The sequence below is a fragment of the Nostoc sp. UHCC 0302 genome (assembly GCF_038096175.1).
In the GTDB taxonomy this organism is placed as follows: domain Bacteria; phylum Cyanobacteriota; class Cyanobacteriia; order Cyanobacteriales; family Nostocaceae; genus UHCC-0302.
The window spans coordinates 5660816-5681598 of sequence record NZ_CP151099.1 but is presented as its reverse complement, the minus strand read 5'-3'; the positions used below and the strand labels follow the sequence as shown (position 1 = coordinate 5681598).

Below are 20783 nucleotides of genomic sequence, written 5' to 3'. Positions count from 1 at the left end.
AACTAAGTTATTGCAATCATATATTTAGCTCGAATTCCAATAGTAGCAATTTGAAATTCGGGCTTTTTTGATTATTAAGTTACTAAATCAGTACTACGGGAAACTTTCAAAAAGCAACAAACCAAAAAATTCTGAATAGAACACCATCTGTAAAAATGATGTTTGTTCAGTCTCCTCTCAATGCCGACGAAGTTAGCTGACGGGCTAGGACTGAAAGGTGTCCATACTGGAGAAATCACAGCATTAGCCCCACAATAATTTGGTTCCTCCGTTGCGTATTACCCTATGCAACTAAAGACATAAGGCAAAACAGCATTAGGCAGATATGTTTTTGAAGTATTTATAGTTGTTGTATTACATTAATGTAGCAGAGAACATTTATTTTTACAATTATTAAAATATTTATTTTTATAATTATCTTATGTAATTATTTATTTTATATAACTATATAAGTTATATAAGATTTTAGTCACTACTCATAAACCATGAAAAAAAATACGAAAGCAGAGGAGACAGGTAATCAACAGAAAAAAATGGTTAGAAGCTTATCTATTACCCAGAACGCTTGGGATGCTATCAAAGACAAGGCAGCAAGGGAAGGGATATCTGCTTCCGAGTTCCTTGAACGGATTGGACGTGATGCATCGGTACTAGAAACCCCAATTAATTCCCGGCTCAAAGCATTCTTGGAAGCCCCTATTTCTATCTGGTGGTGCTGGTCTGAGGCTACAAGGCGCTACGCATTACAGTTAGGGCTGGTGGAGAGTCACAAGCAAGAAAGCGAACAAGGGCTCAAAGATTACATAGCTGACGAACGGCTCAAGCAACAAAAAGAAATAGTTGGAGATTGTCTTTGGCGGGCCATACTCACGCTTGCCGTTATAAACTATGGTATTCCCGAACTTGGTGTGAATAGCATGACACCTCTTCTGCGTTGGATGAGCTTCAAAATGCTACAACACAAGGCAGAACAAAAAGAAAGTATTTCGTTGCAAACAACTGATGAGCCTACATTTACCATTACAGACAAGCAAATCGAAAATGATTTAGTTGAAATTCAAGCTGCGCTAGACTTATTGCAACAATTTTCACCATCTTATTACGAAGTTGTGGATATGGTGATGAACGGCAGGATGAGTTATGCCCAAATCGCTAAATACAAACGTCTTAATACCCAAAAAAATGTGACAGATGCAGAAGCCCGACGGGAAGCAAAAGAAGCAGTGTATCAGCTTCGAACATACCTCCACAATCAAGTGACAAAGAATGTTAAAAAACAGTCTCTAAAGAATTCTTATCAATCTGAAAAAATTTTAGAAGTAAAAAAGAAAGAGTATTATCAACTATGTTCCTTATCTTTTTTAAAAGATAAAGATAGACAAAAGCTTGAAGAGACATTTCTTCGTCCTGCACTAGAAGATCCAGAACTGGAATTTTGGATCAAAGAAATTGACCATCTTGCAGGACATCACCTAACTGGATTTGAGTCTATTCATCTTGATTCTAAACATAAAGACTTTCATTATCTGTTAAGAGAAGAACTAGAAAAAAAGCTGAAAGATGAGAATACAGAAGAAAAAGATAATCTTCGTAATTTACTAATTCAAATGGACAAAAAATTGATGTTTTGTAAATCGTTTAAGGATATACGGGAGACGGTGGGGCAGTTTGTTACTGATATATCACAAGGAAGCTTGCAAATTGACACTATTCCCTTTCCTAAAAATTTCCTAGAGCGAAAACAATAGGAACTTATCCTTTAAACCATAATTGCAAGTGGATTAATATTCAAGAAGAATGGAGAATTTAAAATTCAGCAATCTTTTAGTGGGGGATGAGCGCGGAAAGTCTGAGCAAAGAGTTCTCTTCATGAGCGATTGTATCAAGCCGTTAGCGAGTCTTCGCCCTTGGCGTGAGACGCCAAAGGCGTAGCTTGCTTCCCCCTAGGGGTACGAGCATCAGGGCAAGCGCAGCGAAAGGTCGCGACTTGGGCGGGTTTCCCGACTTGTGGCAACTGGCATCGGAGCGGCGGCTTCCCAAAGGGTAGCAACTGCCTTCAGAATTCAAACGCAAAATAGGCTTTATACTTGGCTTTAATATCTAATTTGGATACTTCATCAACTAGAAATCTGCTGTATAGAATACTCATACCTTCGGATGATTTGACAGCTTATTCGGCTTTATTATTGTTAAGCCTGCGGCAAAATGTCATGAAATGTAAACAAAGTTATATCTTGAAATTTTTATATTGCTAAAAAAAATAATCAATACTATTGCCAGAGATATTTAGCTAAAAATACGCGGCAAAGATTATAATTGGCGATTAACATTGGAAAAATCAAGCCTAAAAAATTTATATCAAAATCTTTTAGGAAAAAGACCTGTAACAAACTCTACTAAATTGTGAATAGAAAATCGCTAAGTTAATGAAACCCATAAATGTAATTCAGGCTACATAAAAATGCGACTAGAGCAGTTGCAAGCTTTTCTGGCGATCGCCCAAACCGGCAGCTTTCAACAAGCAGCGCGGAAATGTAGTGTCACTCAATCAACCATCAGTCGCCAAATTCAAGCACTAGAAGCAGATTTGGGAATAGAACTGTTTCACAGAACAAATCATGCCAAGCTAACGCTAGGAGGCGAACGCTTGCTACCCCGTGCGCGGAAAATTTGTCAAGAATGGCAGACAGCTACAGAAGAATTAGCAGATTTAATTGCCGGAAAGCAGCCAGAACTTTGCATTGCAGCAATTCATTCGCTGTGCAGTTCTTATCTACCACCAGTGTTGCAAAAATTTTGTCATGATTATCCAGACGTGCAATTGCGAGTGACATCATTAGGTAGCGATCGCGCCTTAAAAGTCCTTAAAGATGGATTGGTGGATCTGGCAATTGTGATGAATAATCGCTTTTTAACGACTGGTAGAGAAATGGTGGTAGAAGTACTTTATGATGAACCGATAGAAGTCCTAACCGCAGCCAATCATCCTCTAGCCCAATATGAATATATCCCTTGGTCGGAGTTAATTCGTTATCCGCAAGTGGTTTTTAAAGATGGCTACGGAATGCAACGTCTGATACAAGATAGATTTGAGCGACTAGAAGCCAAACTTCAGGCAGTTTTAGAGGTAAACACCCTAGATGCCTTCCGGGGAGTGGTGCGCCAAGGAGAACTAATAGCTTTGCTGCCTCACTCAGCATTAATTGAAGCAGGTTGCGACCCTACCCTTGCAGTCCGTCCCCTAGCTAGCAATAATACTATTTTGCCTGAAAGTTCTAGTTTGACACGTCGGGTAGTTATGGTAACAACTCAAGACCGTTTGCAAATTCCTCCTATCAAGCACTTTTGGGAACTAGTACGGGAAAATATACCACTACAATTTGACCAAGAGCGCTCGGCTTCTTAAATGTCATTAGTCATTAGTCATTAGTGATTGCTCAAAAGACAAATGACAAAGCGCAAAGTCTGAGCGCCATCTTACGGCGATCAGAACTTTGTAAGAGAGAACAAAGGACAAAAGACAAATGAGCAACATATTTAGGCAATTCCTGCAAAAGGTAGGGAGTGGAAATCATACAGGCGAGAATTTAACTCGTGCTGACGCCGCCGCCGCTACTAAAATGATGTTGCTAGGTGAAGCAACACCAGCCCAAATTGGAGCATTTTTGATTGCCCACCGGATTAAGCGTCCTACCGGGGAAGAGTTAGCCGGAATGTTGGATGCCTATGATGAACTGGGGCCAAAACTGCAACCAATTGCCTCTGCACGACCTGCGATCGCTCTTGGTATCCCTTATGATGGCAGAACGCGCACTGCACCAATCAGCCACGTAACGGCTTTACTACTCGCTGCCGCAGGACAACCAGTAGTGATGCACGGTGGCGATCGCTTTCCAACTAAGTATGGCTTACCGTTGATAGAAATTTGGCAGGGGTTAGGTGTTGATTGGACTCCCTTACCATTGGCAAAAACCCAGCAGGTATTTGAGCAAACGGGAATCGGTTTTGTTTATACGCCTAAGCATTTTCCCTTAACTAACACTATTTGGGATTACCGTGACCAACTCGGTAAGCGTCCGCCCTTCGCGACAATGGAACTAATTTGGTGTCCTTATGCTGGGGATGTGCAGATGATTGCTGGGTTTGTTCATCCTCCAACAGAAACGATGTTTCAGGTAGCATTAGGGCTGCGGGGAGTAACGAAGTTTGCATTTGTCAAGGGATTAGAAGGTAGTTGCGATTTACCACGCGATCGCACCGCCATCATCGGTTTATCATCAACATCGCAGGAATTAGAAAGATTGCATTTAGTGCCGCGTGAATACGGCTTTACTACCAAAAATGTACCCCTCGGCACTACTGAAGAACTACTTGCCGAAATGCAGTCAGTTTTAGCTGGTAAACCTGGGGAATTGATGCAAACAGCCTTGTGGAATGGCGGGTTTTACCTATGGCGGAGTGGTATTTCTCCAGATATGCGATCGGGTATAGCCAAGGCAGCAGAATTATTAACCAGTGGCGCAGTAGCGGCAAAACTTGAACAACTCAGTCAGACAGTCAATTCTGTATCAACAGTATTTCAGCCAGCCTAATACTTGCCTGGGTAGAGGCATAGCAGCCTGTGGTCAAACAGCACTTTTTAATTCTGATACCAAATTATCTAAGTATGTATTGTTTTAGTATAGGAATCATATTTGATTTTTGAAATTCTCTGCGTAGGCAGGGAGTGGGGATTAGGGAGTAGGGAATCAGGGTTTTCGAGTTGAGGGCGAGTTTTTTCAAAAATCAAATCATAGCCCTATAGCAGGGTAATGCATAGAAAAGCTTTTCTAGCAAGCTTTGTAAAGTAGCTTTTAATTACGAACTTGTACTGAGTTTCGACTACGCTCAACTACCGCGTAGCCGTAAAGCCTGCGGCATAGCTACGCTTAGGGCGCAGCCTCTCGTAGAGAAGTATTACGAATTATTACACTACAGGTAATATTAAACCTTCGCTAGCTAGTAGAGTTTTAGGAAAGACACATTGAACCTCGCTTTGAACTTGGTCAAGAAAATCATCGTGGTCATCTGGGTGGTGGTGAGAAATCACTAGCCGTTGCACCTCAGCACTATCAGCGACATTCACCGCAGTTTGCCAGAGTAAATCAGGCGAGTCGTGGTTGTGAGCTGTTGGCGGGATGTAAGTAGCATTAGCAATCAGCAAATCGACGCCTTTAATTAACTCTAAAATCCTCTCCCGCTCTACTTCATCTGGGCTTGGGTACAAATCCGTGATGTAGGCAAGACTATATTGTTGCCAAGTAACTCGGTAACCGATTGACCGCTGAGTATTATTGATTAATGAAGTTGTAATGATGACATCATCTAGTTTCACTTCCTTGTCTGGAGTCAGATTGTAAAACTGCAATTCCGATTGCATTACCTGTAAAGGATAAGGAAAGTGTGGTTGGAGCATCTGGTCATACAAACATTGTTTGATTGAGGCTCCATTTGAGGCAGCTGTGCCGTAAATGTGGAAAGAATTATCTGCAATAAATGCAGGGGCGAAAAAGGGAAAGCCTTGAATACGGTTTGATTGGCAGTTTGTAAAAAATAAATGGGCTTCTAGTGGCTGTTGCAGTTGCTGCCAAGTTTTACCCAGTATGCGTAAGCCAGTACCACCATCAAAAATCAAGTTTTTCCCAGCCACACGTATTTCTACACAAGGGGTGTTTCCACCATAGCGGCTGGTATTCTTGCTTGGGGTGGCAATCAAACCCCGTACTCCCCAAAATTGGACTTGAAATTCACCTGCTAGGCTACTTTGCAGGTTAGTTGACTTTTCAGTTATGTAGTTCTGGGAACCCGACATCTCAAAGTTTGACATTTTGCTTGAAATTAGACGTTACTGAGCAGGTCATCGTAACGCCGCACTTCTAATAGTCGGTTTTTTTCGTCCACAATGACTACTGTAGGAGAGTAATTTTTTAACTCTTCTGGAGTGAACTGCCCGTAAGTCATTATAATCAAGCGATCGCCAATAATGCCTAGACGTGCCGCAGCACCATTTAACTCAATGATTCCTGAATTAGCTGGAGCCGGGATCGCATAAGTAATAAAGCGTTGCCCATTGGCATTATTGACTACTTGTACCTGCTCATAAGGTAAGATGCCAGCTTTGTCTAACAGGATTTGATCAATGCTGATACTGCCAACGTAGTGAAGATTCGCCCCCGTAAGGGTGCAGTTATGAATTTTTCCTAAAAGGAGAGTGCGCTGCATTTCGGTTAGGGGTAATCGATAGTTAGGAGTTATGAGTTAGAAGTTAAGAATCAAAAATATATAACTTGTAACTTATAACTCCTAACTTTTTTATTATCCCTTAAAAGCTCTAACGGACTTTTCTACTAGAGGTTTTACTTGGTCAACATCTTGCCAACCGAGAATTTCAGTTACCTTTTTTTCCAAATTTTTATAACTACGGAAAAACTCAGCAATTTCATCCAAGCGGTGTGGTGCTATGTCGTTAAGAGATTTTACTTGAGCGTAGCGGGGATCTTTGTCCGGTACAGCAAGGATTTTTTCATCGCGATCGCCACCGTCAATCATCTCCAAGAAGCCAATCGGTCGTGCTGCAATCACGCAGCCTGGAAAGGTTGGCTCGTCGATAATTACCATACCATCTAATGGATCGCCATCTTCAGCCAAAGTATTAGGTACAAAGCCGTAGTCATATGGATACTGTACTGAGGAATAAAGTACCCGGTCTAGAGCAAAAGCTTCTAAGTCTTTGTCGAATTCGTATTTATTTTTGCTCCCGCCTGCAATTTCAATCAGAATGTTAATTACACCTGGTTTAGGTTGGGCAGGAATCCGAGATAAATTCACCATAATTCACCACTAAAGGTTAATCTTAGGAGCATTCAGCTTCGCTCCCCGTGTAGAATTTTAGGACAATATGGTGCATTGGGCATGGCGCAGAAGGCAGAAGGCAGGACGCACTCGGTGGTCGCACCTCGACTGCGCTCGGCGACCACCGAGTGCAGCCGAGGTGAGTCAGGAGTAAACAATTAGTATTTGTCCTCCATGTCTTCCTTGTCTCCCTGATCCCCAGCCCCTAAAATTGGTCAAACAATAGAAAAAGCGCTGCAAAGTTTTTATGCAGCGCTTTTTCCAAGATACTGGTTAAATTTCCCTCATCCTTGATTGCCGTTAGAGGGATTCGTATCTATGTTCAGTTAAATTTACTGAATCTGGTGTTCTACAATACGGATTAAGTTTATTTCATAGAAATAAATCTTAAGACATTAGTCTAAAAATCCGTTTTCTGCTTTTTCAAGCTTTATTTAGTAGTGAAATATTGCTCTTAAGTTTTGTTTAATCTTCACTTTTTTGTATGTTGTAGGTCATAGCTGGTCGGTTATTCTGAACATCTCTTGTAGAATAATGAGCTATGACAAATACGGGTAAGGTTAGAGTTAATAATGCGATCGCAGTTCCCACAATGTCTGCCAAACGATGGGAATATGTGTCGGCAGAATTGGTAGACTGGCTATTTGAATTCATACAAGATTTCAGTTCGTCGTATAACTGATAGGGTTGGTCATTGAGCGAGAGTCTTGATGCTATTTTAGATATTGTTTAACTGTAAGCTGTTTAGCTGTCTACAAGTTAAACCACTTTAGCAAGTGTCAGAATATCCTTTTTATAGATAAACTATTTGAAACTAAATTTCTCGCTATCCAATCATGTTTGGTTTTTTGTATAGTGTAATCAATAGTTTAGGCATACCTTTCGGTAACAGCGTTAGGAAATACCTTTTTCTTCTGTTCGAAGATTAATTAGTCAAACGTATTTGTCTAATACTTCATTATTATAACATCTTGCAAAGCTTTTGCTAGGGTCATTTTGCTGGACTTGCTTATTTGTTATACAGGATACAATTTTGGAATAATACTGTATACAACGTAGTGTTTCTAATTATTCAGTAGTAGTTATACATAAACATACTTGAGACTAGAGAAAAGTCGGTCAATGATAATCTTTACTATGTACTAATGCCTACCGCATAATTACAGATATATTAACAATGCTGTGCAACCTTTATTGAGTATTCTCACTAAACCAATATTTCTTAATTTCAATTGCTATCTGTCTTTAATATCAACATAATTTTGTCAATCTATATATAGATAGATTTAGGCAGAGAAAAATGCTTTGAATGTAATTAATTGGCTGTATTAGACCAATATTGAATCCCAAATACTAAAACTGTATAACTATCAACAGTAGTTTTCAGTAAAACTAAATGCAATATGAAAAATATAATAAAAAATTAACAAATCAAAAAAACCGCCACTGGAGTAGGGCGGTCTGGTTAAGCAATCGGAGGGTATTTACAAATTACTCTGCTAATTTTTAAATTGTTGTAACAGAGTTTGCACTTGTTGCTAATTTGTCATTTGTTGTGGGGCATGGTGGGCATTGATTATTAGTTATTCCCTTATCTCTGTTGTCCCTAGTCCCCAGTCCCTTTGTTAAGGTTTACTATAAGCGCTGATTGGTTCTTTGATAAAACGAGTGTAAAGATGCTTAAAGGTAGACTTAATGACGCGAGGCATACCAAAGTCGATAGGCATCAATTTATCTGGTAGTTGCCAGTCATCTATTTTTAATGAGTCTGGATGTAGGTGCGGAAACTCTATGGCAGCAAGTTCTGGACAAACTCCTAGCCTTTGGGAAGCTGCAACGGTGGGTACTTGTTCGGGTGGGACATTGAGGATTTCCAAGATTGCCCGATCTAAAGCAAATACATTTCCTGCGGCTGCTAAAATACCTAGTTGACGAGGTTCACCGTTACTTGGGCCGTTACCTTCATGACCAATAATGCCATCTAAGATGGTTAAATTTGGGTTGATTGCTTTGGCAGTTTCTACTAACATTTCACCAAATCGGTTCGCGTCTTTCCCAGCTTCCATGTGCCACCAAGCTTTCATTTTGCCAGGGACGCAACCAAAGAGGTTTTTTACTCCTAACGTTATTGTCAGCTGCATATGTGATTTGACTTTGGGTAGGTTAATCACTACATCAGCTTCCATTGCCTCTTTGCTTAGCAGTAGGTGGTTAAAATTTTCGCTGATACTTTGATAACGCTTGCCATGAAAGTCAATAATTGGCAGATTCAGTTCTTCTAAAATCGGTTGATAGCCATTTGCTATTGCTACTCCCTTAGCACTGCCAAAAGCCGGACTATCCCCTAAAAATGGCTTACCACCAGCCTCAATTACCATCTGAGCAACTTCGTGAACCAGTTCGGCGCGGGTGGTACACTCTTTAGTAGGACGCGCTCCTGTAAGCAAATTGGGTTTGAGTAAAACGCGATCGCCTTTTTTTACAAAAGCTGCTATTCCCCCTAAAGGTTCTAGCAATGTGGTTAAAGATTCCCGTAAGGCTTCTCGTTCGTAGGAATTAGCCCGGATGAGGCTGACAGATGGTTTTTGAGTCTGCATGAATATAAATTACGAGTAGTAAAGATAGGGCAATGAATAGGGGATAGGGAACAGTAACTTATTCTCTGTAACCTGTAACCCATACCCTATAACCTATAACCTATCTTCCTACTTTGTTTGTAATTCACTTCTCCCTATTCTGACTTGAGGGGTAAAATCTCACTCATTTGTTCTAAATTTAACACTGTGGCTAGTTCGGCTTCACTCATGAATCCTTGTTCTAAGACAATCTGCCGTAAAGATTTACCAGTTTCTAAAGATTCTTTGGCTACTTCAGCTGCTTTCAGATAACCGATGTGGGTATTCAATGCGGTGACTAAAGCTAAACTCCCTTCAGCGTATGCCAAACAACGTTCCTGGTTGGCAGTAATTCCTTCGATGCAACGTTGGGTGAGTGCAGCGATGGTATTGCCGAGAATTTCAATGCTGTGAATCAAGTTATAAGCAATCAGTGGCATCATCACATTCAGTTCTAATTGTCCTGCTTGTGCTGCTAAAGCAATCGCACTGTCGTAACCCATTACCTGAAAACATACCATCGATGTCATCTCTGCCATCACCGGATTGTACTTGCCTGGCATAATCGAAGAACCCGGTTGTACAGGGGGTAGCTGAATTTCTTTCAAGCCAGTTTTTGGGCCAGAATCCATCAGCCGTAAGTCGTGAGATATTTTGACTAAATCCTGCGCCAAGTTGCGTAAAGCACCAGAAACATTCACAAATGGGGCCATACTCTGCATCGCTGCCATGAGATGAGGTGCAGGTTCTAGGGGAGAATTTAGCAATTCAGAGAGAACTTCAACTACACGGGCGCGATACAGAGGATGAGTATTCAACCCTGTACCAGCAGCACTACCTCCCAAACCTAGCACCATCAAATCTCCAGAGGCAGTGTAAATTCGGTTTTGGTGTTCTGTGAGAATTTGCGCCCAAGCCCGAAAGTTTTCACCCAAACGCACAGGTACAGCATCTTGCATATGGGTTCTGCCGGATTTAACGACATTTTGAAATTCTACAGCTTTATTTTCCAAGGCTGCGATCGCTCCTTCCAAAGCTGGGTGCAGTGTCTTAGACAACGCTAATAAGCCACCAATCCGAATAGCAGTCGGAATCACATCATTGGTAGACTGCCCGTAGTTTACATGGTCATTAGGATTAACGCGCTTGTAATTGCCTTTTTCTTCACCGAGGATTTCTAGGGCGCGATTTGCTAAAACTTCGTTGACGTTCATGTGGTGCGAAGTTCCAGCACCGGCTTGATAGACATCCACTACAAACTGATCTCGCAACTTACCAGCTAGGATTTCATCAGTAGCTTGCACAATTGCCTGACTAATATCTTGGGGTATGCAACTCAGTTCACCATTGACAATTGCTGTAGCTTTTTTGATGAACAAGCAAGCATCTACGTAAGTAGATAAAGGTTTAATGCCGCTAATTGGGAAGTTTTCGATTGCACGTAAGGTTTGAATGCCGTAATAAACGTTACTAGCAATTTGGCGATCGCCCATTGAATCGCGTTCAATGCGGAATTGGGAATCTGGTTGTTCAGTCATAAGATTGTTTGGAGGATCTCAAATAACAGATCATCCCATGCAGGCACACTCACATAAGCTGATCTTGATAGAATCTGCACAATTACAGCAGAATTCAGAAGTCAGAGGTAAACAAGGCTTGATATCTAGCTTTTTAATTCAGATACTGTAATTGATTTATTTGCAAACTGCTGTATTTAATTGCTTATTGGGTTAAACTCTTTTTAATTTTTAATTTTTAATTTTTAATTCCTCATGACGCTGCCAAATTGGATTACTTTTTCTCGCCTATTAGGTGTACCATTTCTACTTTACGGATTGTACAATCCCACACCACAAGCTCGGTGGATATGTTTGACAATTTTTTTAATTGCTGCATTAACTGATTGGTTAGACGGCTATTTAGCACGGAAACTTAATCAAGTTAGCGATTTAGGAAAGTTTCTTGATCCCTTGGTAGATAAATTTTTAGTACTTGCACCATTGATGGTTTTGATTGAGCTAGGGAAAGTTCCAGCTTGGGGAGTGTTTTTAATTTTAGCGCGGGAATTAGCGATCGCTGGTTGGCGAGTGAATCAAACAACGATTACAGGAGCAAATATTTGGGGTAAGCTCAAAACCATCAGTCAAATAGTAGCGATCGCATTTCTAATTGCACCCTTATCACAAGAGTGGCAAATTCTATCTATGATTGCCTTCTGGATTTCTGTCACATTAACGTTAATATCTGGTGCAATTTATCTTTTGCCACAACAAAAGTTACAGCAGATTTCAAGTTGATGAAGTATACAACATAGGTCTCATGGTTACTGAGCGTACTTGTACTGAGCGCAGCCGAAGTAGTCGAAGTAAAGTCAAGTATAAAGCCTGTTTTACTTCTGTTAGGATAGCGTGGCGTAGCCCATTCTGAATTCTGCTGTAACTATCATTCAACCTTCAGATAAAAACTATCCCCAGAAAACAAAAGCTTAATCTGGGAAAGTTAAAGTTTCGTTTTTGAAGATGTTTAGAAGTTGTTTTCTAAACGTCCTAAAAAACTTTCCGCAGTCTTAGAAGAGGAGCCTGCAACAATGAAAAATACAACGCCTTTGGTAGCTATACACCTGACTGTGCCACTATATCCTCCATTTTCTCCATAGACTCCTGTTTCTAGAGTGTAAAAATTCTGAGAAAAACCTGAATTTCTCATTGCTAGTTCAGCTCTGTTTAAACATTGTTGTTGGGTTAGTCTGGTTGGTTGCCAAGAAGTCCATATCAAGCAACTGGCTTGAACTACTGATGGAATGAAAGACATTAATAATATAGGAAGCAGTGTTAAACCTTTTTGGGTTACTGCTTTCTCACCCATTACGTTGAAGAACTTCTTTAATTGAACTTTGTCTATGCTTTGAGTAACTTTAATCATCACAAAAGGTAAACACTTTATAGTCAAGAGGTTATTCGAATCCTAAATAAATTAGAAGTTTACTTATCTGGTTATTATTTTTCGAATGTATTTTATAATATCCATGATAAATTAAGCCTTTAATAAGGCTTTCATAACTTAATAAGATTGCTACATCTATTTTCTGATGATTAACTACGATTAAATTTGTTATGTAAATTATTCTTAATAAATCCTGATTGAGCTTGAAATTGATTATTGTTTATATAAAAATTTTTATAAAAAGTAACGCTCTTCCATCACCATATCAAAGGAAACTAAAAAATCCTGAGATTTCCAGGTGTCTGGAACAGCGTCTTGCTTTCGATTCACCAAAGCAATTAGTGTTGAAAATCGAAACGTTAACATTGCATTTGTCAACCGCGATTTCCAATTGCCAAGTACTTGTTCTAAATTTAATTAGCAGGTGGGTAGTTTTAAACCCAAAATAGTATTAGGTTGCCTGATCAATTCGTTGAACTTCTTGATCAGATAGTTTGACATTGATAGCTTTTGCTGAGTCTTCAATGCTAGAAATCTTGCTAGCACCAGGAATTGGCAAAATAGCAGGCGACTTGGAACGCAGCCACGCTAAGACAATAGCATAGACCGACACGCCTTTTTCTTTAGCTAACTGAGCGATCGCAGAAATATCTTGTAACCCCTGATGGCGACGACTACCGCCAAAAGGACTCCAAGGCAAAAAGGCTAATCCTTCCTTTTCACAATACTTCAACACGCCATCAGTTTCTGGCTGACGTTCCCAAGGGCTGTATTGATTTTGCACCGAAACAATATCTACAACATCCCGCGCCCGCTGAATTTGTTCAACGGAAAAGTTAGAAACTCCCACAAATCGAATCAAGCCTGCTTCTACTGCTTCTTTGGCTGGCGCAAGAGATTCTTCAATAGTGTAATTTGGATCGGGGGCATGGTATTGCCAAATATCGATAGGTTTATTACCACCAAAAGCTTCAAAGCTGACTCGAATTGTTTGGCGCAAATGTTCTGGGTTACCGTTGCGTGTCCAGCTTCCATTAGGACGCATCAAACCACCTTTAGTGGCGACAATTACTTGACTGACATCGCCTTGATAACTAGAAAGTGCTTTGTGAATTAATCGCTCGTTGTGGTGTTTATCTGACTCATCTTTGCAGTAAGAGTCGGCAGTGTCAATAAATGTAATGCCCAAATCTAAGGCGCGATGAATAACTTCTATTGATTGCGATTCCGGAGGGCGATTAGAGAGTGACATCGGCATCCCACCCAAACCGATCGCACTTACTAAAATACCAGTTTTTCCTAGTTCTTTGGTTTCCATATTTGTAGTCGAATTTTTTGCCCCAACCATATACTAGCTACTCAAATATTGTTTAATAATTCATCTATCCCAGGTTTATAACTTAATGTAATTTTGCTACTAATATTTATTCCTTGACTTAGAAGACGCTGCGCTAACGGAGATTATTCCGTTATTTAGACTTGACAATAAATGAATAGGCTAGGAGGGGAATACTCTACTTAGGAGTTAACTATTCCATACAGAACAGAGGCGCTGATGAAAATTGTAGAGGAAACTCGTACCAGATTGGTACTAAAGCATCGACCACTCAGATATTGGTTTATCGGCTGGTGCATTTTTACTGTCTCTTTGAGTTTTTTGATTTACTGCACAGTTGTTGATACTGCTTCAGCCAGTCTAAGTTGCAACCGCTCTTCACCCAATCAAATTAACTGCGAATTGAGGCAGTATAATTTGCTGGGAAGTATGAATAAAGTAAAACTTTTTGATCCACAGGAAGCATACATCCTGACAAAGAGGGGTAGTAAAGGTGGAACAACTTATCAAGTTATAATTGTGACTCCGTTTAAAGACTTTCCCCTGCTATTACATATTAGCTATCAAGAAAATCAAGAACTTGTCTTTAAAATTAATAATTTTATTAATACTGGGCAAACATCCCTATTCGTACAGCAAAATCAGCGTAACTATCTGTTTTTCTTAAACTTATTTATATTAATCGTAATGGCGATCGCTACTTTTTTCGCCACATCACCTGTAACCAGCTGTACTTTATACAAGAGTCTGAATAAGGTATTTATAGAGCGCAAAAGCTTGCGTGGCAACCACATAATAGAGCAGCCATTAGAAACAATTCTAAATTTTGATATCCAAGAAAAACAATTTAAATACTCTAAGCTTTATCGCATTGTAATCGTATTTAAATCTGGCAAAAAGATTCCTCTTAATCCACAATATACTAATGAAAACAGTATTCGATATGTATTTTCTAGAATACACTCATTCTTAAAATCAGTAACCAGTGATTAGTTATCAGTTATCAGCCTCTTCACTGTTCCCTGATTACTATCCACTGATTACTGTTAATCGAATTTAAGCTTTTTTCAACCAGCTGAACATGGCACGTAAATCTTTGCCAACTTCTTCAATTTTGTGTTCAGCTTCTTTACGACGCAAGGCGGTAAATCCAGGTTTACCAGCTTGGTTTTCTAAAACGAATTCTCGTGCAAATTGCCCAGATTGAATTTCGCTGAGAATCTTCTGCATTTCAGCTTTAGTTTCTGCGGTCACTATTCGAGGGCCACGAGTATAATCGCCATATTCTGCGGTGTTGGAAATGCTGTCACGCATTTTAGCTAAACCGCCTTCTACAACCAAGTCAACAATTAGCTTGACTTCGTGGAGACATTCAAAATAAGCCAACTCTGGTTGATAACCAGCTTCTACCAAAGTTTCAAATCCAGCTTTAATTAAGGCACTCAAACCACCGCATAATACGGCTTGTTCGCCAAACAAATCTGTTTCGGTTTCTTCACGGAAAGTAGTTTCGAGAATGCCAGCGCGGCTACCACCAATACCTTTAGCGTATGCCATCGCGCGATCGCGTGCTTGACCACTGGCATCTTGATAAACTGCAAATAGAGCTGGCACGCCTTCCCCATGTTCATAAGTCCGTCGCACTAAATGCCCTGGGCCTTTTGGTGCTACCATCACCACATCGACATTAGCAGGCGGTACAACTTGCCCAAAATGAATATTGAAGCCGTGGGCAAAGGCTAAGACATTTCCTTCTTCGAGATTTGGTTCAATCTCGTTTTTGTAAACTGTTTTTTGCACTTCATCAGGCAACAAAATCATGATGAAGTCAGCAGCATTAGCAGCATCTGCAACATTTTTTACAGTTAATCCAGCTGCTTGAGCTTTTTCTGCTGACTTACTACCCGGATATAGCCCCACAATGACATCCAAGCCACTATCTTTCAAATTCAAGGCGTGAGCATGACCTTGGGAACCATAACCAATAATGGCAATGGTTTTTCCAGCTAAAAGGTCTAAATTGGCATCTTCGTCGTAGTACATCCGGGCCATAGAAGCATCTCCTGTCAGCAAGCATCGTCAATTATTGGCAGACTTATGATTTTACCTCAAATTGGTATTTAGTGAGTGGTCAGAAAGTAGAGACGCGATTCATCGCATCTGTACAAGAGTCAAGAGTAGAGACGCGATTCATCGCGTCTGTAAAGAATTAGTATTTGTCCTCCATGTCTCTCCAGTCTCCAATCCCCAGTCCCCAATCCCCATTAACTGTACTTTCGATTACTTTTATCAATTCTGTAAATGTTCAAATAAACACAGAAACACGGCTGACAAATTAGATACAATTTGTTAAGAATAATTACAACAGTATTAATTCTGCAAAATAATTCTTATGGTAAATTTACTTGACAAAAAGCCACTACATGAAGTTGTTATCATTGGTGGTGGCTTTGGGGGACTTTATGCAGCAAAAACACTCGCTAAAGCAGCAGTAAACATTACTCTTATCGATAAACGCAATTTTCATCTATTTCAACCCCTCTTATACCAAGTCGCGACAGGTGCGCTATCTCCCGCTGATATATCTTCGCCATTACGTTCTGTACTCAGCAAGAGCAAGAATACAAAGGTGTTGCTGGGAGAAGTGAATGATATTGATTCAGCAGCCCAAAAAGTCATTGTCGGTGGTGAAGCAATACATTACGATACGTTGATTGTGGCTACAGGTGCGAAGCATTCCTATTTCGGTAAAGATAACTGGGAAGAATTTGCTCCTGGTTTAAAAACCGTAGAAGACGCTATAGAAATGCGCCGCCGGATATTTACAGCATTTGAAGCCGCAGAAAAAGAAACCGATCCAGTAAAACGCCGTGCTTGGTTAACTTTTGTGATTGTTGGTGGTGGCCCTACAGGTGTAGAATTAGCGGGTGCGATCGCAGAACTCGCAAACCAAACCCTTAAAGAAGATTTCCGCAACATCGACACTTCCGAAGCTCAGATTTTACTATTGGAAGGTTTGGATCGCATTTTGCCACCCTTTGCACCAGAGTTATCACAAGAAGCTGAAGCATCGCTGTCGCGCTTGGGGGTAGTTGTCCAGACAAAAACATTAGTAACCAATATTGAAAATGATATTGTCACCCTTAAACAAGAGGATGGCGTTAAAGAGATTGCCTCAAAAACGGTATTATGGGCAGCAGGTGTAAAAGCTTCAGCAATGGGAAAAGTTTTAGCAGAACGCACAGGTGCTGAATGCGATCGGGCTGGACGAGTTGTAGTTGAACCTGACTTGAGTATTAAGGGACAACCGAATATTTTTGTAATTGGCGATTTAGCAAACTTTTCGCATCAAAATGGTAAACCCTTACCTGGTGTTGCACCTGTGGCGAAGCAGGAAGGAGAATACGTAGCAACACTGGTTCAGCAGCGGCTTAAAGGTAATATTTTGCCACCCTTTTCTTATGTTGATCGGGGTAGTCTAGCAATGATTGGGCAAAATTCTGCCGTTGTAGATTTAGGTTTTATCAAACTGAAAGGTTTCTTCGCATGGCTTTTCTGGCTGGTAATTCACATCTACTTCTTAATTGAGTTTGATAACAAAATCGTAGTAACTATCCAGTGGGCGTGGAACTATTTCACCCGTAATCGCGGTGCAAGATTAATTACAGGTCAAGAGTCACTCACCCAATTAGGAATTGATGATAGTAGTACTTATTACGCATCAGCGAATAATAAACAGCCGATAAAAGTCTAGTTGTACTTAATCAGTGGTCAATTGTTCATTCTTTACCACTGACTAAAGACTGATAAATTTAGCAGCCCAAAAAGTAACTCCACCCCGCTTGGGGTGATACCAAAATTCCCTCCACGCTTATACCTAAAAGACGTAACGCACCTTGTGAGACTGCTTTCGGTGTCCTACGCTCTCGTTTTAGCAAAGCCATACCCAAAGGACTATAGCAATCCTAAATTATTTATGAGTAATAAGAACCCCGATTTCTAAAAGAAACTGGGGTTTTGAGCTTTACTATTTTCACAAATCTGCGGTGGATTGCTATATACGCACTTTACTAAACAGAAGTTTTGCATTTTGTTTAATCCACGTTTTTTAAGGTTTTAGATGGGGTAACTTTATTATGGAGATTAGACAGATTTAATGTAAATCTAATGATTTGCCCCCTCAAGCTTAGCAACTTATTCAGCTTTGGAATTGACTCTTTAAATCCCTTTCCGGTTTTCAGATTCGGATTGCTATAAATATAGAGAAATCCTTCTTACAAAGCTAGGGCATATTATAGCTTTCAGTATTTGTTGATTTCCGTTGATGTGCAGTATTTCCAGAATTACTTAAAAAAGAGCTACTTTATGATTCGGAAAGATAACCAAGAGCAATGCCAAAATATTCTTTACCAGCTACAACGAGATATTAATAATATACTTAAAAAAGTAGAAAATAAAATTCTAGTACCAGAGTTAGATTTAAGAAACGAGTATATTCAGCAAGAACTTGCAAAACAAATTGCCTTGTTACAACGATTAGGGGAATACGTTTCAAGAATTCAGAAAAGCCGACGTAATAATATAGCTGATTGTTTGACTCTAGAATCGAAACTGAATGCGGTAAATTTAGCTGTATGTTTTCTGCTAATGGGAAAGACAGAAAACATAACTTTGGCTAAAAATATAAGATATGATATTGAGTATTTTTTGAATAGAAAAAAGTTTTTAGGTTTTTCAATCAATCTTTTCACGCGGTCTCTTCGAGAATTACCAACACCAACCAAAGTTCTTCTTGGACTTACGTGTGCGTTTCCAATCTATACAGTATCTCTCTTAGGTCTGGGGGTATTTGCAAACATAGCAACAGCTTGTGAGCAAAATCTTGCTCCCTGTCCTTTCCCGATACAAAGCTCTAATTCCGATTCCCCTTCCATTAAAGAAAACACAGCTCAGAAAGTACCTAAACCAGAAAGATGGGCTAATTATAAGCTAATAACTATGGTCGCCTTAGCTGGAGCATTTGGTAGTATAGTTAGCATCTTAATTCGGCTTCAAGACTACAAAGATAGAGACGAATACAGAGGCTCGGTTACGCCTATTATTGTTGGCTTTGCTAAGCCTTTAATTGGTACGGCGTTTGGCGTTTTTGTCTTTGCCGTTATTAACTCAAAAATTATAAGTTTTCCACTTATAGAAAGTTCTTTGAAAGAAAATGACCAAAAGTATTATTTCTTTTTTTCAATGGCATTTATAGTCGGTTTTAGCGAACGGTTGGATAATGATATTGTCGAACGAGTCGGAGGAGGATTTGGTCTGCAAAAAAGTGCAGAAAAAATACGTGAAGAGGTGCATCAATCTACAGAAGATATTCATCAAGCAACTGCTTATGTAAGAAGTACCGCGCCTGAGTTCAGAGAAATGGTACAGGATGCAAGACAAATTTTACCTGAAGTCAAGGAAGTAGTAGAAGATATTAAACATCCCACAACCAATGAGTCAGCGATCGCTCCTAGTGAATCTTCTCAAGAGCATAGCTCACAAACCGAACCAAGCGATCGCAAGCCAGCATAAAAGCCCCAAGTCATCCTTCAGGCAAGGATTCGCTCTTGAGTCTAGATTTGAACTACCCAGCACTCTGCATTTTTTTAGTCAATTTAACCAGTAAATTAGATGTAGGGCGTAAAAAATAAACTGAATGAAAGCGATTGCTTCTAGTCTTGCATCTATCGTCGGCGAAGAAAATGCTGTTTCCCTTTGGGAAAATATCGAACTCAGTCAGCAGAAACTTATCCAACAGGCGATGGCTTCCGCAACACCTCCCAGTTGTATTGTCTATCCCCGTACTCAAGAACAATTAGCGACAGTCATCGCAGAATGTTATCAGAATAACTGGCGTGTTCTCCCTTGCGGTAGTGGTAGTAAACTCACCTGGGGAGGTTTAGCTAAGAGTGTGGATGTCGTAGTTAGTACAGAACGCATCAACCAACTAATTGAACACGCCGTTGGCGATTTGACTGTCACGGTAGAAGCTGGGATGAAGTTCTCCAGCCTCCAGGCAATTTTGGCTAAGTCGCGGCAATTTCTTGCCCTTGACCCCACAACACCAGAGTTAGCAACCATTGGTGGAATTGTCGCCACAGGTGATACAGGTTCCTTGCGGCAACGTTATAACAGTGTGCGCGACCAGTTATTGGGCATTACCTTTGTGCGTGCTGATGGACAAATTGCCAAAGCTGGGGGACGAGTTGTCAAAAATGTTGCCGGATACGACTTGATGAAGTTGTTTACTGGCTCTTACGGCACGTTAGGAGTAATTAGTCAAGTAACTTTCCGTGTTTACCCAGTACAAGAAGCATCGGGGACGGTAGTACTAACTGGTACTGCGGAGGCTATATCCCAAGCTGCTGCTACCTTGCGAGGTTCAGCGTTAACGCCAACTCAGGCAGATTTGCTATCAACTAAATTGGTGTCGAGTTTAGGATTGGGTGAAGGATTGGGATTAATTGGTCGGTTTCAAAGTATTAGTGAAAGTGTTAAAGAACAATCAAACCGTCTTTTGGAAGTAGGACAAAAGTTGGGATTGGATGGGGCAATTTATATAGATGGAGATGAGGCTGATTTATGGCAGCGATTGCAAAAAAGTATGCATTGTCCTGCCACAGAATCTGCAATTAGTTGCAAAATAGGAGTATTACCTACTGCTGCGGTGGAAATTTTAACTCAGGTGGAGTTAGGTTTAATTCACATAGCTAGTGGTTTAGGTTTGTTACAATTAGAGGATAAAAATCAGGTTTTGAAAGTGCGCGATCGCCTTCAAGCTAATAGTGGTTTTTTAACAATTTTAGAAGCATCAGTAAAGGTTAAACAAGAAATAGATGTTTGGGGCTACACTGGCAATGCTTTGCCTTTAATGCGGGGAATTAAAGAGCAGTTTGATAGTAAGAATATTTTAAGTCCTGGTCGGTTTGTGGGTGGGATTTAATTTTAAGAAAACGTAG

The 20783-nt window shown here is 40.2% G+C and carries 18 protein-coding genes and 1 riboswitch; of the genes, 8 read left to right on the top strand and 10 right to left on the bottom strand.

Features of this window, described 5'->3' with window-relative positions; translation table 11 throughout:
- Window positions 1-166: 166 nt before the first annotated feature.
- A riboswitch (cyclic di-AMP (ydaO/yuaA leader) is annotated at window positions 167-332 on the bottom strand.
- A gap of 153 nt (window positions 333-485) precedes the next feature.
- The 3 genes from WKK05_RS24645 to WKK05_RS24635 all read left to right on the top strand — a co-directional run bounded on the left by WKK05_RS24645 (window position 486) and on the right by WKK05_RS24635 (window position 4592).
- Entirely contained in the window at window positions 486-1748 is a 1263-nt protein-coding gene (locus tag WKK05_RS24645; RefSeq protein WP_341525681.1) for a hypothetical protein, read from the top strand.
- A 713-nt stretch (window positions 1749-2461) separates the two neighbouring features.
- On the top strand, window positions 2462-3406 hold the full coding sequence (locus WKK05_RS24640) for a LysR family transcriptional regulator (protein WP_341525680.1): 945 nt from the start codon (window positions 2462-2464) through the stop codon (window positions 3404-3406).
- Window positions 3407-3524: 118 nt separating this feature from the next.
- A complete protein-coding gene (locus WKK05_RS24635) occupies window positions 3525-4592 on the top strand; it encodes an anthranilate phosphoribosyltransferase family protein (protein WP_341525679.1) in 1068 nt (355 codons plus the stop codon).
- Between the two features lie 374 nt (window positions 4593-4966).
- On the opposite strand, the gene WKK05_RS24630 is transcribed toward WKK05_RS24635, so the two are convergent.
- The 6 genes from WKK05_RS24630 to WKK05_RS24605 form a co-directional block, all read right to left on the bottom strand.
- Window positions 4967-5866 carry an MBL fold metallo-hydrolase gene (locus WKK05_RS24630; RefSeq protein ID WP_341525678.1) on the bottom strand — a complete coding sequence of 300 codons (900 nt, stop codon included), beginning with the start codon at window positions 5864-5866 and terminating at the stop codon, window positions 4967-4969.
- Window positions 5867-5877: 11 nt separating this feature from the next.
- Window positions 5878-6261 carry an aspartate 1-decarboxylase gene (gene panD, locus WKK05_RS24625; protein ID WP_341525677.1) on the bottom strand — a complete coding sequence of 128 codons (384 nt, stop codon included), beginning with the start codon at window positions 6259-6261 and terminating at the stop codon, window positions 5878-5880.
- A gap of 93 nt (window positions 6262-6354) precedes the next feature.
- Window positions 6355-6867: an inorganic diphosphatase gene (locus tag WKK05_RS24620; RefSeq protein ID WP_341531184.1), complete on the bottom strand. Its 513-nt coding sequence runs from the start codon at window positions 6865-6867 to the stop codon at window positions 6355-6357.
- Between the two features lie 489 nt (window positions 6868-7356).
- Entirely contained in the window at window positions 7357-7545 is a 189-nt protein-coding gene (locus WKK05_RS24615; RefSeq protein ID WP_341525676.1) for a hypothetical protein, read from the bottom strand.
- A 971-nt stretch (window positions 7546-8516) separates the two neighbouring features.
- A complete protein-coding gene (locus WKK05_RS24610; protein ID WP_341525675.1) occupies window positions 8517-9488 on the bottom strand; it encodes a DUF362 domain-containing protein in 972 nt (323 codons plus the stop codon).
- A gap of 134 nt (window positions 9489-9622) precedes the next feature.
- Complete coding sequence (locus WKK05_RS24605; RefSeq protein ID WP_341525674.1) at window positions 9623-11044, bottom strand: aspartate ammonia-lyase; 1422 nt, start codon at window positions 11042-11044, stop codon at window positions 9623-9625.
- Between the two features lie 234 nt (window positions 11045-11278).
- Here WKK05_RS24605 and pgsA point away from each other — a divergent pair, with 234 nt between their 5' ends.
- The gene (gene pgsA / locus WKK05_RS24600) at window positions 11279-11803 is read left to right on the top strand and encodes a CDP-diacylglycerol--glycerol-3-phosphate 3-phosphatidyltransferase (protein WP_341525673.1); all 525 of its coding nucleotides are present in this window, start codon (window positions 11279-11281) and stop codon (window positions 11801-11803) included.
- Window positions 11804-12029: 226 nt separating this feature from the next.
- On the opposite strand, the gene WKK05_RS24595 is transcribed toward pgsA, so the two are convergent.
- From WKK05_RS24595 to WKK05_RS24585, 3 genes are all read right to left on the bottom strand, one after another.
- Window positions 12030-12428: a hypothetical protein gene (locus WKK05_RS24595; RefSeq protein WP_341525672.1), complete on the bottom strand. Its 399-nt coding sequence runs from the start codon at window positions 12426-12428 to the stop codon at window positions 12030-12032.
- A 255-nt stretch (window positions 12429-12683) separates the two neighbouring features.
- Complete coding sequence (locus tag WKK05_RS24590; protein ID WP_341525671.1) at window positions 12684-12815, bottom strand: hypothetical protein; 132 nt, start codon at window positions 12813-12815, stop codon at window positions 12684-12686.
- Window positions 12816-12900: 85 nt separating this feature from the next.
- Complete coding sequence (locus WKK05_RS24585; protein WP_341525670.1) at window positions 12901-13767, bottom strand: aldo/keto reductase; 867 nt, start codon at window positions 13765-13767, stop codon at window positions 12901-12903.
- Window positions 13768-14004: 237 nt separating this feature from the next.
- Here WKK05_RS24585 and WKK05_RS24580 point away from each other — a divergent pair, with 237 nt between their 5' ends.
- Window positions 14005-14778 (top strand): hypothetical protein, encoded by a 774-nt coding sequence (locus tag WKK05_RS24580; RefSeq protein WP_341525669.1) that lies wholly within the window; start codon window positions 14005-14007, stop codon window positions 14776-14778.
- 63 nt (window positions 14779-14841) lie between these two features.
- On the opposite strand, the gene ilvC is transcribed toward WKK05_RS24580, so the two are convergent.
- Window positions 14842-15837: a ketol-acid reductoisomerase gene (gene ilvC / locus WKK05_RS24575; protein WP_341525668.1), complete on the bottom strand. Its 996-nt coding sequence runs from the start codon at window positions 15835-15837 to the stop codon at window positions 14842-14844.
- Window positions 15838-16177: 340 nt separating this feature from the next.
- On the opposite strand from ilvC, the gene WKK05_RS24570 reads away from it, so the two are divergent.
- From WKK05_RS24570 to WKK05_RS24560, 3 genes are all read left to right on the top strand, one after another.
- Window positions 16178-17539 carry an NAD(P)/FAD-dependent oxidoreductase gene (locus WKK05_RS24570; protein ID WP_341525667.1) on the top strand — a complete coding sequence of 454 codons (1362 nt, stop codon included), beginning with the start codon at window positions 16178-16180 and terminating at the stop codon, window positions 17537-17539.
- A gap of 611 nt (window positions 17540-18150) precedes the next feature.
- Window positions 18151-19356, top strand: coding sequence for a hypothetical protein (locus WKK05_RS24565; RefSeq protein ID WP_341525666.1), 1206 nt, complete (start codon window positions 18151-18153; stop codon window positions 19354-19356).
- A 124-nt stretch (window positions 19357-19480) separates the two neighbouring features.
- Entirely contained in the window at window positions 19481-20767 is a 1287-nt protein-coding gene (locus WKK05_RS24560) for an FAD-binding oxidoreductase (RefSeq protein WP_341525665.1), read from the top strand.
- The last annotated feature ends 16 nt before the right edge of the window (window positions 20768-20783 follow it).

What these genes read in the sequence shown, in the direction of transcription:
- WKK05_RS24645 (WP_341525681.1), top strand. Translation starts at nt 486, where the DNA reads ATGAAAAAAAATACGAAAGCAGAGGAGACAGGTAATCAACAGAAAAAA.
- WKK05_RS24640 (WP_341525680.1), top strand. Translation starts at nt 2,462, where the DNA reads ATGCGACTAGAGCAGTTGCAAGCTTTTCTGGCGATCGCCCAAACCGGC.
- WKK05_RS24635 (WP_341525679.1), top strand. Translation starts at nt 3,525, where the DNA reads ATGAGCAACATATTTAGGCAATTCCTGCAAAAGGTAGGGAGTGGAAAT.
- WKK05_RS24630 (WP_341525678.1), bottom strand. Translation starts at nt 5,866, where the DNA reads ATGTCAAACTTTGAGATGTCGGGTTCCCAGAACTACATAACTGAAAAG.
- panD (WP_341525677.1), bottom strand. Translation starts at nt 6,261, where the DNA reads ATGCAGCGCACTCTCCTTTTAGGAAAAATTCATAACTGCACCCTTACG.
- WKK05_RS24615 (WP_341525676.1), bottom strand. Translation starts at nt 7,545, where the DNA reads ATGAATTCAAATAGCCAGTCTACCAATTCTGCCGACACATATTCCCAT.
- WKK05_RS24610 (WP_341525675.1), bottom strand. Translation starts at nt 9,488, where the DNA reads ATGCAGACTCAAAAACCATCTGTCAGCCTCATCCGGGCTAATTCCTAC.
- WKK05_RS24605 (WP_341525674.1), bottom strand. Translation starts at nt 11,044, where the DNA reads ATGACTGAACAACCAGATTCCCAATTCCGCATTGAACGCGATTCAATG.
- pgsA (WP_341525673.1), top strand. Translation starts at nt 11,279, where the DNA reads ATGACGCTGCCAAATTGGATTACTTTTTCTCGCCTATTAGGTGTACCA.
- WKK05_RS24595 (WP_341525672.1), bottom strand. Translation starts at nt 12,428, where the DNA reads ATGATTAAAGTTACTCAAAGCATAGACAAAGTTCAATTAAAGAAGTTC.
- WKK05_RS24590 (WP_341525671.1), bottom strand. Translation starts at nt 12,815, where the DNA reads ATGTTAACGTTTCGATTTTCAACACTAATTGCTTTGGTGAATCGAAAG.
- WKK05_RS24585 (WP_341525670.1), bottom strand. Translation starts at nt 13,767, where the DNA reads ATGGAAACCAAAGAACTAGGAAAAACTGGTATTTTAGTAAGTGCGATC.
- WKK05_RS24580 (WP_341525669.1), top strand. Translation starts at nt 14,005, where the DNA reads ATGAAAATTGTAGAGGAAACTCGTACCAGATTGGTACTAAAGCATCGA.
- ilvC (WP_341525668.1), bottom strand. Translation starts at nt 15,837, where the DNA reads ATGGCCCGGATGTACTACGACGAAGATGCCAATTTAGACCTTTTAGCT.
- WKK05_RS24570 (WP_341525667.1), top strand. Translation starts at nt 16,178, where the DNA reads ATGGTAAATTTACTTGACAAAAAGCCACTACATGAAGTTGTTATCATT.
- WKK05_RS24565 (WP_341525666.1), top strand. Translation starts at nt 18,151, where the DNA reads ATGATTCGGAAAGATAACCAAGAGCAATGCCAAAATATTCTTTACCAG.
- WKK05_RS24560 (WP_341525665.1), top strand. Translation starts at nt 19,481, where the DNA reads ATGAAAGCGATTGCTTCTAGTCTTGCATCTATCGTCGGCGAAGAAAAT.